This window comes from Prevotella sp. oral taxon 306 str. F0472 (assembly GCF_000257925.1).
Lineage (GTDB): Bacteria > Bacteroidota > Bacteroidia > Bacteroidales > Bacteroidaceae > Prevotella > Prevotella vespertina.
Window position 1 is genome coordinate 18,522 of record NZ_AJIN01000064.1, and the last position, 15,033, is coordinate 33,554.

11 protein-coding genes and 1 pseudogene are annotated in these 15,033 nt (G+C 35.9%); 9 read left to right on the forward strand and 3 right to left on the reverse strand.

Annotated elements, in window-relative coordinates; genetic code table 11:
- Positions 1–22 precede the first annotated feature (22 nt).
- From HMPREF9969_RS09930 to HMPREF9969_RS09945, 4 genes are all read left to right on the forward strand, one after another.
- A complete protein-coding gene (locus HMPREF9969_RS09930) occupies positions 23–2,356 on the forward strand; it encodes a hypothetical protein (RefSeq protein ID WP_009435683.1) in 2,334 nt (777 codons plus the stop codon).
- A gap of 112 nt (positions 2,357–2,468) precedes the next feature.
- A complete protein-coding gene (locus HMPREF9969_RS12895) occupies positions 2,469–2,669 on the forward strand; it encodes a TIGR02391 family protein (RefSeq protein WP_036895649.1) in 201 nt (66 codons plus the stop codon).
- Between the two features lie 74 nt (positions 2,670–2,743).
- Entirely contained in the window at positions 2,744–3,895 is a 1,152-nt protein-coding gene (locus tag HMPREF9969_RS09940) for a hypothetical protein (RefSeq protein ID WP_009435680.1), read from the forward strand.
- A 3-nt stretch (positions 3,896–3,898) separates the two neighbouring features.
- Positions 3,899–4,510, forward strand: coding sequence for a hypothetical protein (locus tag HMPREF9969_RS09945; protein WP_009435718.1), 612 nt, complete (start codon positions 3,899–3,901; stop codon positions 4,508–4,510).
- Between the two features lie 467 nt (positions 4,511–4,977).
- On the opposite strand, the gene HMPREF9969_RS12900 is transcribed toward HMPREF9969_RS09945, so the two are convergent.
- From HMPREF9969_RS12900 to HMPREF9969_RS09955, 3 genes are all read right to left on the reverse strand, one after another.
- Positions 4,978–5,325 carry a hypothetical protein gene (locus tag HMPREF9969_RS12900; RefSeq protein WP_156787975.1) on the reverse strand — a complete coding sequence of 116 codons (348 nt, stop codon included), beginning with the start codon at positions 5,323–5,325 and terminating at the stop codon, positions 4,978–4,980.
- A gap of 920 nt (positions 5,326–6,245) precedes the next feature.
- Entirely contained in the window at positions 6,246–7,163 is a 918-nt protein-coding gene (locus tag HMPREF9969_RS09950; protein WP_009435704.1) for a hypothetical protein, read from the reverse strand.
- Between the two features lie 6 nt (positions 7,164–7,169).
- Positions 7,170–8,063: a DUF6175 family protein gene (locus HMPREF9969_RS09955; RefSeq protein WP_036895650.1), complete on the reverse strand. Its 894-nt coding sequence runs from the start codon at positions 8,061–8,063 to the stop codon at positions 7,170–7,172.
- Between the two features lie 262 nt (positions 8,064–8,325).
- Between HMPREF9969_RS09955 and HMPREF9969_RS09960 the strand changes: the two genes are divergently transcribed.
- From HMPREF9969_RS09960 to HMPREF9969_RS13320, 5 genes and pseudogenes are all read left to right on the forward strand, one after another.
- Positions 8,326–9,612 carry a site-specific integrase gene (locus tag HMPREF9969_RS09960; protein ID WP_009435706.1) on the forward strand — a complete coding sequence of 429 codons (1,287 nt, stop codon included), beginning with the start codon at positions 8,326–8,328 and terminating at the stop codon, positions 9,610–9,612.
- A gap of 12 nt (positions 9,613–9,624) precedes the next feature.
- A complete protein-coding gene (locus HMPREF9969_RS09965; RefSeq protein WP_009435688.1) occupies positions 9,625–10,902 on the forward strand; it encodes a YhcG family protein in 1,278 nt (425 codons plus the stop codon).
- Positions 10,903–10,983: 81 nt separating this feature from the next.
- Complete coding sequence (locus tag HMPREF9969_RS09970; protein ID WP_009435719.1) at positions 10,984–12,492, forward strand: DUF262 domain-containing protein; 1,509 nt, start codon at positions 10,984–10,986, stop codon at positions 12,490–12,492.
- 5 nt (positions 12,493–12,497) lie between these two features.
- On the forward strand, positions 12,498–14,537 hold the full coding sequence (locus HMPREF9969_RS09975; RefSeq protein ID WP_009435713.1) for a DUF262 domain-containing protein: 2,040 nt from the start codon (positions 12,498–12,500) through the stop codon (positions 14,535–14,537).
- Between the two features lie 166 nt (positions 14,538–14,703).
- Positions 14,704–15,032 (forward strand): annotated as a pseudogene (locus HMPREF9969_RS13320) (PDDEXK nuclease domain-containing protein); the annotation flags it as partial.
- Position 15,033: the final 1 nt, after the last annotated feature.

A 15,033-nucleotide genomic window follows, 5' to 3' on the forward strand; every position in this document is an offset into this window, starting at 1 on the left:
GTAAATCAAAACTAATAATATTATGGCACAACAAAAAGCAGTACGAAGTTTTATCCTTGAAGCAATAAAAGGATTAAGGCCAGATGAGTTTAGTGAACTAGTTCGCACTTTTCAGACATCATATTTACACAATAATGAAGCAATTAATGTTGATGGTGCAAATGATGGTGGCTGTGACATAAAAATCTTTCAGAGTAAGAGAGAAATAAAGAAGTGTGTTCAAGTCACAACTCAGAAACAAATTGAACTAAAGTTAAAGAAGGATCTTGAGAAGGTTTCTAAGATGATATCTCAATATCGCTATTCTAACAAGTTTGAATTTTATTGTTCAATTCCAATTTCAGAGGACAAGATAGAAGAATATAAGAAATTTGCTATTGACGAACACGATATCGAATTAGATATTTATGAGGCAAAACGTTTATCACAATTGAATTGCAAGGAGGTTGTTGACTATATTTATTCTCTCCATTCTGATGTGGTGTTGAAGCCAGAACAGATGAATATTGACAAGGCGACAAAAACTTTATATGACTTATTGGCAAATGGCAAAGATTCTTCAGACATTAAAAACAGTCTGGTTGATTCTGTTATTATTTCGATCTTGTATGAAAAAGCTCCAATCGACAGTTTAGAGTTGGAAAATGAACTTGAGAATAGATTGGGAAAAAATATTCCGGACATATTACACTCTGTAAATAACTTGAAAACAGATCGACGAATTATAAAAGTTCCAGATAATCACAATCTTATTCAACTATCAGAATTAGAATATGGAAATGTTAAAGAGATTCTTGCAAACTCAAGAAAAGCTGAAAAAGATTTTTGTGACTCTTTTGCAGAAATCTTGGCAAAATATCAAATAGACTATAATGGAGAAATTCTTAATGAACTTAAGCACTTGTATCAATACCATTATTCTAATGATATTGATGACAATACACAAAGTGACGAATCTGAAAATCTTGCTGTATTTGAATCATTTAAAAAATATCTTTTGAATATTATAGATGACAAAGAGGATATTTGTAAACTTATTCAAGAAATAAGTACTCTATGTTCTTCAAATAACTATCTCAACAAGATAAGTGCTAGTGAATCTTTTTTAAGCTTATATAAATCAAATCAGTTAGAGCGGTATTTAAACCAAAAGCAGAAAGATATTTATTTGGATACTCCAACATTTGTATATCTTCTCTGTTCATATTATGGAGTTGACAATAACGATTGGGATAATCCATTTTATCGTTCAATGAAGAGTTTAATAAAACTAAAAGATACTTATCCCGATAAAATTAGTTTCTACATTACTCAAAACTATTTAGGTGAAGTCGCAGGAGAAATAAAAAAAGCATTAATCTTTTCTCAATTTGAGAGTTATCCTTTTTTTAAAGATATGGGAGGTACAAGAAATACGCTCTTTAATTATTATGAGTATTTGAAACACAGTAATCTTTTTGACAACAATGATAATATAGAGGATTTCAAAGATTTTATATACAGTCTTGGTCTAGATAACACAAACCCAAATGATTCTCGTTTTTTCAAAGATGCAAATCAATTTCTTAGCCAAGTAGCTAAAGATTATGAAATTAGTATAATTAATTGGAGTCAATATGACAAATATGCTGAATTCAAAGTCGCATATGAAAAAATTCTTTTAGCAAATTCAAAGAACAAATCTGAAATGGCTGTTCGTAATGATGTTAATCAAGTGATAGTTTCTTTAGAACACGATAGGGATACCGATTGCTATTTAACCACATGGGATACGACAATTCATCTATTAAGAGATAAAGTTCTCTCAGAAGACGAACATTTAAAATATAGTTATTTCATTATTTGCAATCCTGCAAAATTGTCAAATAGAATAGCCCTAGAAAGTTTTAATATAGACGGGTCTGCATTAACTAACGATATTTTTGCGTACGCAGATAAACGATATGACATTTCAAATCGTGTTAAAAGTCTTTTAGATTTGATTGCACCATTTCTAAAGGGGAGTGGCAGTAAAAAAATATTTAGGAAATTAGGAAGAATTAGAAAGGAACAGATTGAATTAAGAGGATCTGAAGTAGGAGATGGAAAAGAAGAAAAAAACTTACCCATAGAAGAAATCTTCATGTTGTTAATACCTAATAAAAATAAGGAAAAAGAGGATGAGAATATTATGGCTAAATTTTCTTTATTCATGAGTTCCGAAGAAAATTCAGATTATATCATTGATATAATAAATCAGATTTCGGATCTGAAGGATTATAAAATGTACGACTTTACAGAATATTTCGACAAAATAAAATCTATTGATTTATCTGGATTAAGCGAAGGAATAGAAGCGTATGAAAAAACTACATGAATAATATTTATAGAGAAAGAATTTAGTAAGAAACCTATATTAATAGTTACCAAACTTGTTCAGAAAGAATGAGCATGAAGGCTTCTGTAGTCTACCTAAAGGTTTATGCAGTATGTTTAGAAATCCAACAGCACATGAGACAAAAGTTGATTGGGAAATTTCGGAACAAAACGCCCTTGAAATACTTGGAATAATATCCTATTGTCATAGACGACTAGACAATTACCCAAAACAGATGATTCTGTGCTATATACCAATGAACATACATTATTTGGCAATTTTGAAAACAAAGGTTATATACGTAGGGCAATAGAAACTATTCGAGTTCATATTGGGAGGGGCTAATAGTACAATAAAGTAAAAGAACTGTATGTTTAATATAGAACAATGGAAGGAAAATTACAATTACGGAAACCAGAGAACTGGCAAGACTTTGAGAGATTGTGTAAAGTCTTGTGGGGAGAAATTTGGGAATGTCCAGATACTATCAAGCGTAATGGAAGACAAAGGCAAGCCCAGAAAGGGGTTGATGTTTATGGTATTAAAAAAGGGGAATGTGTTTATCGTGGCATACAGTGTAAAGGAAAAGATGATTATACAAATAGTCAATTGACAGAATCTGAAATAGATAATGAGATTGCTAAGGCTCTTCTATTTACTCCTAAGTTAAAATCATTCTATTTTGCCACAACAGCAAATAAAGACGCCCACATAGAAGAATATATTAGAAATAAGAATTTAGAAAGTATATCTAATGGAGGATTTGAAATAGATATTTTTGCTTGGGAGGATATTGTTGATTTGATTGAGGCACACCGTAATACATACAATTGGTTCTTTCTTAATAATTGTAGTTATAAAGATGTATCAGATGTTGAAGTTTTCATTGGAGGCGAGAAAGAATATACGATTTGTCCTGAATATTATCGTATAACTAGAGAATACTATCTTAAACCACAGAATATGTTTTCTATTTCACAAGAACAATTAAGACTTTTAAAGACAAATAGACAATTTATGAGTTTAAATAATGTTTTCAATCCACCATCAAAACATGATTATCGCTGGTGTACTATTCCTATTAGTATAACTAACACAGGAAAAACGGTTATTGAAAACTATAAATTAGAGGTTATCATTGAGTGGGATAAGGTATATGAGATAAGTGATAAATTTCATTATTTAAATAATATAATGATGGATCAAGCTGCAGTTGCTCGAATCAATGCAAGTCGAGAAGCAAGAAGAGAAGTCTTTCATTCTACAGAATATTGTGATGTCATAGAATATCGTCCTAAAGACCCTGTCTTAGTTCAATCTGATCACAGGGCATTTGAAATTGCAATAAAACCTAAGGATAATGTACAATCAATAAAGGTTATGTGGGTTCTTTATTCACGTAACTACAAAAAAGAAGGAGAACTCATTTTGAATGTTGAACCTAAATTTGAGGATAAAAAGGAAAAAATTGAAGTAGATAATATTGATGAATTGAAGGAAAATGAGGTGATTATTTTACCAAAGATAGATTCAATCTAAACAATGAAAAAAGAGAATATCTTAAAGCAAATAGTATTGCAAGAATATGGGGAAAAGAAGCACCTAAAACTAACTAAGAATCAGTTCTCACTTTCATCTGAACTGTATTTTGAAGTAGAAAGAATGTACAAAGAATTAGGGGGAACACAGGAAGAACCTCCATTAAAGTTTGGGGCATGGGATATTTCAACTCCTAAATTTATCATGGAATTAGATGAAGAGAATCATTTCAATAGATATAGATTACAGACCTTAAACTCTAATATTTATCAGAGCATAAAGGGATTCCCTTTGGAGGCATATAAACAATTTTGTACACAATATGAGTCTCGTTGCCGTAAATTCGGAGGATATTGGAAATCCGATTCTTCAGAGAATTTATTTATGAAAAGTAATGATAATGGATGTTTAAATGGAGCTGGAAGTTCAAGATGGAAGCAACGTGCTTTTTACGATTTCCTAAGAGATGTAACTGGACTTATAAAAGGAATACCTGTTATTCGTTTATCCATTTATCAAACATTTAAGGGCAAGAATGTCCAAGATATTATAGAATCTAAGGATAAAGTTATGATTTTAGATTTGGTAAAGACTACGGTTGAAGAATGGTCGTAGGATTTCACCTGCTACATTAATATAAAAAAATTATACTCTATGACCCTTGAACAATACAACCAATTACCCTACGACTACGCGCACTGTGCTGGCACTCATTGTGAGAAGGCCCTGCCAGTGCTTACGCCACACCACTAGTGAAGGTGTATTTCAATAAGCATAAAACTGAATGCTCCATCGAGGGGCATCCAGTTTTGCAACACAAACCACAAGCTCTGCGTATCTAATAAAGACCAAGTGACTAGCTTTCCAGCATGGATTCTCAACTTGTGTCTAGCTTTCCTGTAGACTTACAAAAAGGCTGTCTATTTATTCAGCTAATATAACAAAAAAGTGTCTAGCCAAATCCAGAAAAGTCATTCAGAACCTTCGTTAAGCGGATAACTGCAGTTTTTACAATATGTCATAATTCTATTATTTTGAAATAAGAGGTTGCTACCTGTTAATTTGAATCCGATATCTTTATATTAATAGCATCTTGAGCAAGAACGATAGCCCTCGCTTCGTGCGGAACTTAAAGATATGCGGGAGTAGTTTCCGCGCCATAATGCCGGACATGATGGCGTAGAATGGTAACAAGAACCCGTTGGAGTGATATACACTGTCTGCCCTACATTGGCTGAGCGAGTTGATCGATTCTTACGAGTTCTATTCTTACGTGTCTTCGAACGTTTGTGAGTTTTTCTTCCACTATGCTTCTTTTGTTTCTGTATGCTGGTATATTCGGCATTGGTTGTAGAAGTTGTTTCATACGTGAAGCTACTGGTTCCAATTAGAGTTACCGCAATGAGAAGGATAGAAAGTAAATGTCTCATAACTTTGTTTATGTTTGTTATTAATAAAGATTGCACCTGCAAAGGTACAATTTCCCTTTTAGTTTCCCATCGTATGAGCGATACTTTTTGATATCAAATCTTGTACAGATCGTCTTAACCAACCCCTGTCGAATGCGTATTGCGTCTCTGCTGAATGCGTATCTAACTGTTGGCGAATACGTATTCCCTTGCCGACAGATGCGGTGAGCATTGCTGACAGATGCGTATCTAGCGGTGGCGCAATACGTATCTGCGGGTAGTTAGATACGCATCCGCCAGCGCGTAGATACGGTGAGCGCAGCGACGGAATACGCATTCGCCAGCGAGCCTCCACAGGGCAACATCTCATGCTATAAGACAAGCAAAAAATTGTTCGCGAACAATTTTATATCTGTCTTAGCAGAAACAATAGACCGACTGATAAAATGGTTTTTACGCGCACAAGAAGTACGATTGTATTGCATGGAATGTACCTTTGCCAAAGGGTATTTGAGCCGGAATATAGTTCGCCAAAACGTGGATGCTGTTTGCCGGAAATTTATATACTGTTTGCGTGAAATTTCTAACCTGTTCCCCGTAAATTTCTAACCTGTTTGCCATAAATTTCCAACCTGTTTGCGATAAATTTATATACGGTTAGAAATTTACGGGGAACAGGTTAGAAATAAATTTATATCAAATAAAAATTTTCCGCTAACCGCATAGGCTTGGAACTTTAACCTTTGAACTTGGAATATTAACCTTTGATCTTGGAACATTGACCTTTGAACTTTAAATTAGCCTTTGAACTTTAAAAGCAAGTAATATCCCCGCATTTGACGAAATGTACTTTCGTGCTCGACAATATATACTTTCGTGCCCCACGAAATGTACTCCCGTGCCCCACGATATATACTTTCGTCAAAAGCGAGATATGACGATTAGAAGATCAGAATTAAGTTAGTGTGTTGTTTGTAATACGCAACCGCAATATCTCTAGCCGCTTTTATTCTTTGTTTCTCTAAGTCTGCTTCCCTTTTTGCCTGATTCTCGATTAATGCAATAATTTGTTTCGCTTCTGTATCTCGCGATTGCTTAATACGCTGACATAAAGCCTTTGCCTCTGTAGCACAGGGACTTGTTGTATCTATTTGTTTGAGCATTTCAGCGCACGCTTCGTAATTGCCATTAGAATATTCAGTTTGTGCTTGTAGTAAAAGGTTGCCACACTCATTTCTTTGGTATTGTTTGTAGATGTTGCTGATAGCAGCATTTACACTATTGTAATTGGCTAATGTGGATGGACAAGAGAAGAGCAGGGATAATGCTTCTTCGTACTGGTGAAGCTGGGCATAGGTTTGTGCCCTATCAAGTACTGCTCGCAGATTCCTTGAATAGTAACTTAATATCTGCCTCTTTGCCGTATGTAGGAATAATCTTACATTCTCGTCGTCCGGCTTTATTTGTGAGAACGCACTTTTAACGAGATCATCAGCAGAGTAACCCTGCCCTTGTAGGCAGAATGTTCGACTGGCAAACACTGTTCCTGTAATCAGATTCTGACAGATAAGGTTTATTTGTACCTCTGAGGTATGAATATTCCTCATTCCTCCTTCGGCCTCTTGGTAGTTTGTGAAACTAAGCTCGGGCTTAATAGCGATGGAACTAACTTCTGATGTCTCAATACCTTCTGCTGTAAATGCAGGAAGTATTCTACTGCGAAGTATCCTTGCCGTATTCACGCTTATTTCATCTTGATTTGTTGGTATGACAAAACCAATCTCAATTCCTTGCGCGTGAGCACTGCTAATAACGGCAATAAATAGTGCTGTGATGACATATAATTTACGGATACTCATGGAGTTTTATTTTATAGTGATTACAATCATGTTGTTGCTAATGGATCTTTCAATCTTAATATTCCTTGAGCGGAAGTATTGTAGGAGTTTTAATCCGAATTTATTAGAGTTATAAGTCCTGCCTTCAGCATCAGTTAGTGGGATACGTATGTCATCAAAAATCATTTGTTTGTCACTTGTACCCTGTATGTGATAGTTCTCCTTATAACAGTTTTCTGCAATGAACATTTCGATATCGTCAGATAATGGAAGTCCATCATTCCCAACTTCTGTAGACATGGACAGCGTTGAGGCTTGGTCGAATCCGATTGTGAGACTGATTGATTGTCCGTTCTCTGTCATATCCATAAGTTTGCTCTGCATAGCGTTAAGAAAACCATTGATACCCGTCTCGGTTGCCCTTGAAGCCAGTTTGCCGTAATCATCAGTGTAGAATTTTCCACTTTCGCACACGGTATTTGCTAGTGAGTTTCCTGTTGATACATCGTATCCCGATATGATAATCTTCACGGAGTTGCCTGTTGGTGAATCGAGAATATTGATTTCGGCCTCAACGTATATATCAGCTCCAGATTGTTGTATGATAAGCGACTTTGCGTCTTGTTGTTGATTACTTCCTAATGCGTTAGCTTTAGACAGAGCCTTCACGCGTCCGAAGAAATCAACGGTTGTATATCCTCGCTGGTCAAATGCCTCTTTTATCTTCGTTAGAGCAATGCGTTTGTTGACATCACTTTCCAGCACCATGCGTATATCTTCCCCTTGATGAGTGTAGGGAATTACCATTATTTTTGGTTTCGCGGTTGTGATGTTCTCTATTTTTGATGTTAATTCTTGCGCATACGTATATGGAAGACAGAGAGACAAGATAGTCAGTAATAGTATAAATCTTTTTTTCATAGCTACTTCTTTATGATTAAACTACATTGAATAACCGCACCTTGCTGTGCAGAGTTGATTGCTGATATTATTTTGGATGTAGCGTCACATTCGGAGAGAGAGGCTCTTTCTCTTGAACCTTCAAATAGTATCATAAATGTTCAATCTGTTGTATAATAGCATTTTAAGTAGAATGTTAATAAAATGAGATTTCATGGAAAATCTTTGGTAGAATCAATTTTTGGGTGTAAATTTGGGTGCATAAATCAAAACACCCAAAAGTATGAACATCAAGCGGAATATTATCTTCACGTTGGAAAGCAGGAAAAAGGACGGAGTTCTCATAGTTGAGAATGTACCTATCCGTATGCGTGTCAATTTTGCTTCCAAACGAATTGAATTTACAACGGGTTATCGTATTGATGCTGCGAAATGGGATTCTGATAAGCAGCGAGTGAGAAATGGTTGCACAAACAAATTGAAACAATCAGCTTCTGAAATCAATGCTTCACTCTTGGGCTATTATACAGAAGTACAGGAAATCTTCAAGAAGTTTGAAGTAGAAGAAATAATGCCAACCCCTGAACAAATAAAAGAAGCATTTAATGCGCTGCACAACCCTATAGAAGAAGTAACTCCAAGAAAATCAACATCTAATGCTTTCTACAAGGTATTTGATGAGTTTGTACGAGATTGTGGACGACAGAATGATTGGACTGATTCTACTTATGAGAAGTTTGCTGCTGTGAAAAATCATTTGATGAACTTTCGTGATGGACTTACATTTGATTTCTTTGATGAAAAAGGTCTAAACGATTATGTTACCTATCTCCGTGATGTAAAGGAAATGCGCAATTCTACTATAGGCAAGCAATTAAGTTTCTTGAAGTGGTTTTTACGCTGGGCTTTCAAGAAAGGTCTGCATCAGAACAATGCTTACGATAGTTATAAACCTAAACTCAAAAGCACACAGAAGAAAATAATCTTTCTCACATGGGAGGAACTGAACAAACTCCGAGAGTTTGAAATACCAGCAGCCAAGCAAGCTTTAGATCGGGTGCGTGATGTATTTCTCTTCCAATGTTTCACGGGCTTGCGCTACTCCGATGTGTTTAATCTTCGTAGAAGTGATATAAAGGGCGACCACATTGAGGTTACAACGGTTAAGACTTCTGATAGCCTGATTATCGAATTGAATAAACATAGTAAAGCAATTCTTGACAAATACAAAGATGTGGCATTTGAAGATGACAAGGTGTTACCTGTTATAACTAACCAGAAAATGAATGATTATCTTAAAGAATTAGCTGAACTTGCAGGCATTGACGAGCCTGTACGTCAAACTTATTATAGAGGTAATGAGCGCATTGACGAAGTTACACCTAAATATGCCTTGCTTGGAACACACGCTGGTCGTAGAACGTTTATCTGCAATGCACTTGCATTGGGTATTCCTCCGCAAGTAGTTATGAAATGGACTGGGCATAGCGATTACAAGGCTATGAAACCATACATAGATATTGCGGACGACATCAAAGCGAATGCCATGAGTAAATTCAATCAATTATAACACCGAAACCATATGATCCAAGAAATAAATAAAACAGAGCACCAAGATTTAGCTCTCATTGTACGAGCTATTGGTACTGACCTAGAGCATACGCAAGTACGCTTAATAGCCTCTGCAAACGCAGATATGCTTTTTCACTATTGGAAAGTGGGGCATTTTATCCTCTACCTCCAAAAGAAAGATGGTTGGGGAAGCAAAGTCATTGACAACCTTTCTAAGGCGATACGTTCTAAATATCCGAATAAGAAAGGGTATTCCACTCGCAATCTTATCTATATGTGCCAATTCGCAAAGGCTTATCCTATGGAGGCTCTAACAGAAATGGTTAAGGTTGAAAAGTTGCTTAATAGTCCTTCGGTTGATAATGTATTACAACTCACAAATGAGCTCAATCAATTTACGCAAGAGCCTCTTGCGCAAATACAAGCAGCAGGTATTCGGGGAGATATAATTACGCAAGAACCTCTTGCACAATTAGGAGATGTTTCTGAAACGCTGTCTGCTATCTATCACAGCGATATCAGTCAGATAGAGGGAATCTTCAAGCACTCAGCCATAGTTCGCACCAACTGGGCAAGCCATGTAATTTTGCTTAACAGCAAGTTGCCTTTGGGTGAACGCTTTTGGTATATCACGCAAGCAGTTGCCAATGGTTGGAGTAGTAATGTTCTGCAAATGCAGATTGAGACTAATCTTTTCGCTCGGCAGATTGCAGCAAAGAAAGTGAGTAACTTCTCGGCACGATTACCCAAACCGCAAAGCGACCTTGCCAATTATCTGATGAAAGACCCATATATCTTTGATATGATGGGACAGACAGATAAAATGGCAGAACAAGACATTGAACGGCAATTGGTTTCGCATATCACCAAATATCTTTTGGAAATGGGTAGTGGCTTTGCATTTGTGGCACAGCAGAAGCATTTTGAAGTGGGCGATTCTGATTTCTATGCCGACCTCATTCTCTATAATATCCAACTACATGCATACGTTGTTATCGAACTCAAAGCCACACCTTTCAAGCCCGAATATATGGGACAACTGAACTTTTATATCAATGTAGTAGATGATACCCTACGTGGCGAGCACGACAATAAGACCATTGGCTTGCTCCTCTGCAATGGTGGAGACAAGGTGGTAGCGCAATATGCCCTCTCAGGTTATAACCAGCCTATCGGTGTAAGTGATTACCAACTTTCAAAGGCTATCCCTGATAATCTAAAATCTGCTTTACCTACGGTGGAGGAAGTTGAGGAAGAATTAAGTAAGATTGTAGATAAAAACATATAAAAGGATATTTCAATTGTTATACTGACCTTTTAAAATGGTTTGGATTACGATGTGTGAACTCATATAACTAATACTCATATTATGAATAGTTTAACATTATCAATAACTACTATAGGCGATTTGCTACTTCGCAAAACCATAACGAATTGCGAGGAGCCTATCAAGGATGTAGAGCTATGTGTGCCTCTCTATCAGCGTCCGTACAAATGGACAGCTCGGAATGCCATACAATTGCTCGATGATATTATTGATGCCAAGAATAGTAATAAGGAAAGATACAGGGTTGGTACGCTTATCCTTCACAAAACAAAGGAAAAGGGACAATATGATATTGTTGATGGACAGCAACGCATCATTACTTTCTCTCTTCTTCTGACGGCATTAGGAGAAAATAGTATCGAGTTTTTGAAACAAAAGATATATGACAATACGTACAATGACCATAATATCGCCAACAACTATAATGCACTTTTCCGTAGGGTTGGATTAAAGTCGGAAGACAATGATTCGGCAGTTGAACATCAACGGGAGATGGAGCATCTTAAGGATTATATTGAGAACAGGTGTGAGTTGATTGTTGTGATAACCACCGATGTGTCTGAAGCTTTTCAGTTCTTTGACTCTCAAAATGCACGGGGTAAAGCTCTTTATCCTCATGATTTGTTGAAAGCATACCATCTACGCGAGATGAATAACATCAGCGAGGATGAAACAGAAAGAATAGTAAAGGATTGGGAACAGGTTTCACAAAGAGATTTAGCTGATTTCTTTGGTAATTATCTATATCGTATCAAAGAATGGGTAGCAGGCAACAAAGCTAATATCTTGAATGAGCATAACATCCATATGTTCAAAGGTGTTACTCGTTCAGCAAGAACGCCTTATGCCCAATTCTACAAGAGTGCCTATTGCTATGCAGATATGGTCAATTCTTCTGCAATGCCTTTTGTCTCAGGTACTCGGAATGTAAATGCGTTCCAATTAGACACACCGATAATTGCCGGTAAGCCGTTCTTTGAATATACAAAGCACTATTATAATATCCTAAAAGATATTCAGAATAACAATAAGTATGAGGGATTCTATATCAATGACAATATAATAGTTAAAACATTAGACCGGCACTTCAAAAAAGGAATAGGTAACGGTATAACACGTCTGATGTTTGACACCTCTGTTCTGCTTTACGTTGACAGATTCTGCCCAGAGACATATCCGACAAAAGAAGATATTGACTTGTTTGAACAATTTGTCATATATGCATTCATTTGGGCTTATTCCTTGAGAGCACAATATACTAATCTTGGTTGGCTTTCTGCACAAAACTACATTATGGGGTGGAGTGAAAAGATCAATACATTTAATATGTATAAACTGATTGCTAAGCAAGATACACCGACTTCATTACTGAGTGCTTTGGCAGACAAGCTTAACCCGCTTTCAAATGATGACATTAAAGATGGTTGGGCGCAGGAATGCTACGAGTATAGTGGCGATGGTGAAACATTGAAGAATCTAAAGGACGAGAAAGATGGTGTGTATGAAAACTATCTGTATTTCTTCCAAACAAATGGTTTCTATAAAAATTGAAGACAATGAAAGATTTGAATAATATTCTTGAAGAGTGCTCTATTCATGACATCTATTTCTCAAAAAGAGAGGCTTCTAAATTATACAAGATACCTATCTATCAGCGTAATTATGCCTGGGGACGTGAAGAAATATACGCCTTGATAAAGGATGTATATGATTCGTTGGAAAAGTCTGTTTACTATATTGGTACTCTTGTCACATACAAGCGAGATGATAATATTTATGAAGTTATTGATGGACAACAGCGATTGACAACAATCTACATTATCCTAAAGGCATTGGACATAAAGGATATTCCAAATACTCTTACTTATTCTGCAAGAAAAGTTTCGGCAGCGACAATAAAAAAAATGCCTGTGTTTGGTGATGAAAACGATATGGGTATTCTTAATGGTTTCCATTATGCAAAGGAAGCACTCAACGAGATTGTCGGTGACAAGAATGCTGATATCGAATCTTTTAAGTCTTTTTTCTTGGACAAAGTGCATATCATCCATTATCGTGTGCCGAAAGACGTAGATTTGAATCACTATTTTGAGGTTATGAACTCTCGCGGTGAGCAGTTAGAAAAGCACGAAATAGTAAAAGCCAAACTCTGTGAGCAACTAATTGGCAATGAAGAAGCTATGGAGAAGTTTAGTCGTATATGGGAGGCTTGTAGTGACATGAGTTTCTATATTCAGCAGAAGCTCCCTGGGATGACAAGTGTCTTTGGTAAAACAATGGGCAGTTTTGATATAGAATCTTTCAACGACTTTCCGAATTCTAATGTGGCTTCATCTTTATCATTGGGGATGAAAACTATTTCAGATCTTTTAAATACACCTATAAAAAAGATAGAAAAGAAGGAAGAAGATGATATAAACGATCGTTTCCAGCCCATAATAGATTTTCCGAATTTTCTGTTAATTGTACTGAAAATTACGAGAGCGTGGAACGAGGATGATTTTAATCCTCTGAGTTTCACGCTTGATGATAAAGAATTAATTAAGGAGTTTGACAAAGTAAATCTTACTCCTGAGTTTGTTAAGGACTTCGCATACAATCTCCTTTTGGCTAAATACTTTCTTGATAACTTTGTAATACATCACACAAATGGTGAAGATAGAACCATTGAGAATCCATGGAAGTTGCAATATTACTACAAGAAAGGTAAGAAGGCTGCTTACCTAAAGGATTTGTATGAGAGCAATAAAGCACAACAAAACGAGGTTATTCAATTACTATCCATGTTTGAAGTCGCTTTCACGCCTAAGCAAAGAAAAAACTATCTGTTCTATTGTTTATACCACCTATTTGAGGATTGGGACCTCAATAATTATGTAAATTTCTTAAGAAAACTGGCAGATAAGTATTTCTTTGATGTGTATCTCGATGCAAGTAAACTCAACGACATAAATCAGCCGAAGCCAAATAGTTTTGATGAGACTATTTTTAATAATGGTGGATTGAATGTTGAATTAGAAGAAGTGAATCGGGACTTCAATCGTATCTACCCCATCGGCTCATGCAATATACCTTTGTATGTATTTAATTATACAGATTATAAGCTTTGGAAGAAATATGTTGTTGAATTGCGAGGTAACAAAGCAAAAAAGAATTCTCGTAGTCGAATAGATTTTTTCAATTCATTGGGTTGTAGTGATTTTGAGTTGGATTCTTTCAATAACTTCTATTTCTCTCGAACAAGAAAAAGTCTGGAGCATTATTATCCACAAGCTAAGGCTGGAGACAATATGCCAATTAGTACGCAAGATATAAACTGCTATGGTAATTTTGCCATGATAGGTTCCGATGCAAACAGTTCTGGCTCAAACTGGAATCCAATTGAAAAAAAGAATCGCTATCTTGATACAAAGTCCAATCAGGTGAGTGTTGCTTCCTTAAAGTTCAGAATTATGTTACAGATATGTCAAGACAATTACAATAATGGTATTAAAGACAAAGAAAAAGAACGTCCATTTGGCTTAGAATGGGACGTAGAAGATATAGTCAGACACCAGAACAAGATGTTAGAGATGGTTATGAATAAAACTGAATGAAAGTCAAAATAGCACCATTATAACATGCCTATAACATAGCCATTAGCATATTTGCCCATTGTATTGGCTATCTATTGTCATGATATCAGTCAGATTGAGGAATTCTTCAAGCAGTCAGTTATAGTTCGCGTCAACTGGGTGAGCCATATAATTCTGAGTTCTATACGATAACTTCTTCTATAAACTCCGAATCCATGTATATGTAATCATTGAGTCCAAAGCCACGCTATTCAAACCCGAATATACGGTACAATTAACAATATGTACAAATGTTATGGATAAAACTCTCTACGATGAATACGATGGAAAATCATCGGTTTGCTTCTCTGCAATGATAGCTATAAGGTTGTGTTTCAGCATACACTCTTTGACTATGACCAACCAATTGGTGTGAGTGATTACCAATATTCGAAGACTATTCTTGAAAATCTAAAATCAGCTCTGCCTTCGGTAGAAGAAATCGAGGAGGAACTAAGCCGAATAATGGATATATAAT

Excerpts from the sequence above, each read along its gene's own strand:
- HMPREF9969_RS09975 (WP_009435713.1), top strand. The coding sequence starts at position 12,498 with ATGAAAGATTTGAATAATATTCTTGAAGAGTGCTCTATTCATGACATC.
- HMPREF9969_RS09965 (WP_009435688.1), top strand. The coding sequence starts at position 9,625 with ATGATCCAAGAAATAAATAAAACAGAGCACCAAGATTTAGCTCTCATT.
- HMPREF9969_RS09930 (WP_009435683.1), top strand. The coding sequence starts at position 23 with ATGGCACAACAAAAAGCAGTACGAAGTTTTATCCTTGAAGCAATAAAA.
- HMPREF9969_RS12895 (WP_036895649.1), top strand. The coding sequence starts at position 2,469 with ATGTTTAGAAATCCAACAGCACATGAGACAAAAGTTGATTGGGAAATT.
- HMPREF9969_RS09970 (WP_009435719.1), top strand. The coding sequence starts at position 10,984 with ATGAATAGTTTAACATTATCAATAACTACTATAGGCGATTTGCTACTT.
- HMPREF9969_RS09955 (WP_036895650.1), bottom strand. The coding sequence starts at position 8,063 with ATGAAAAAAAGATTTATACTATTACTGACTATCTTGTCTCTCTGTCTT.
- HMPREF9969_RS12900 (WP_156787975.1), bottom strand. The coding sequence starts at position 5,325 with ATGAGACATTTACTTTCTATCCTTCTCATTGCGGTAACTCTAATTGGA.
- HMPREF9969_RS09960 (WP_009435706.1), top strand. The coding sequence starts at position 8,326 with ATGAACATCAAGCGGAATATTATCTTCACGTTGGAAAGCAGGAAAAAG.
- HMPREF9969_RS09950 (WP_009435704.1), bottom strand. The coding sequence starts at position 7,163 with ATGAGTATCCGTAAATTATATGTCATCACAGCACTATTTATTGCCGTT.
- HMPREF9969_RS09945 (WP_009435718.1), top strand. The coding sequence starts at position 3,899 with ATGAAAAAAGAGAATATCTTAAAGCAAATAGTATTGCAAGAATATGGG.
- HMPREF9969_RS09940 (WP_009435680.1), top strand. The coding sequence starts at position 2,744 with ATGGAAGGAAAATTACAATTACGGAAACCAGAGAACTGGCAAGACTTT.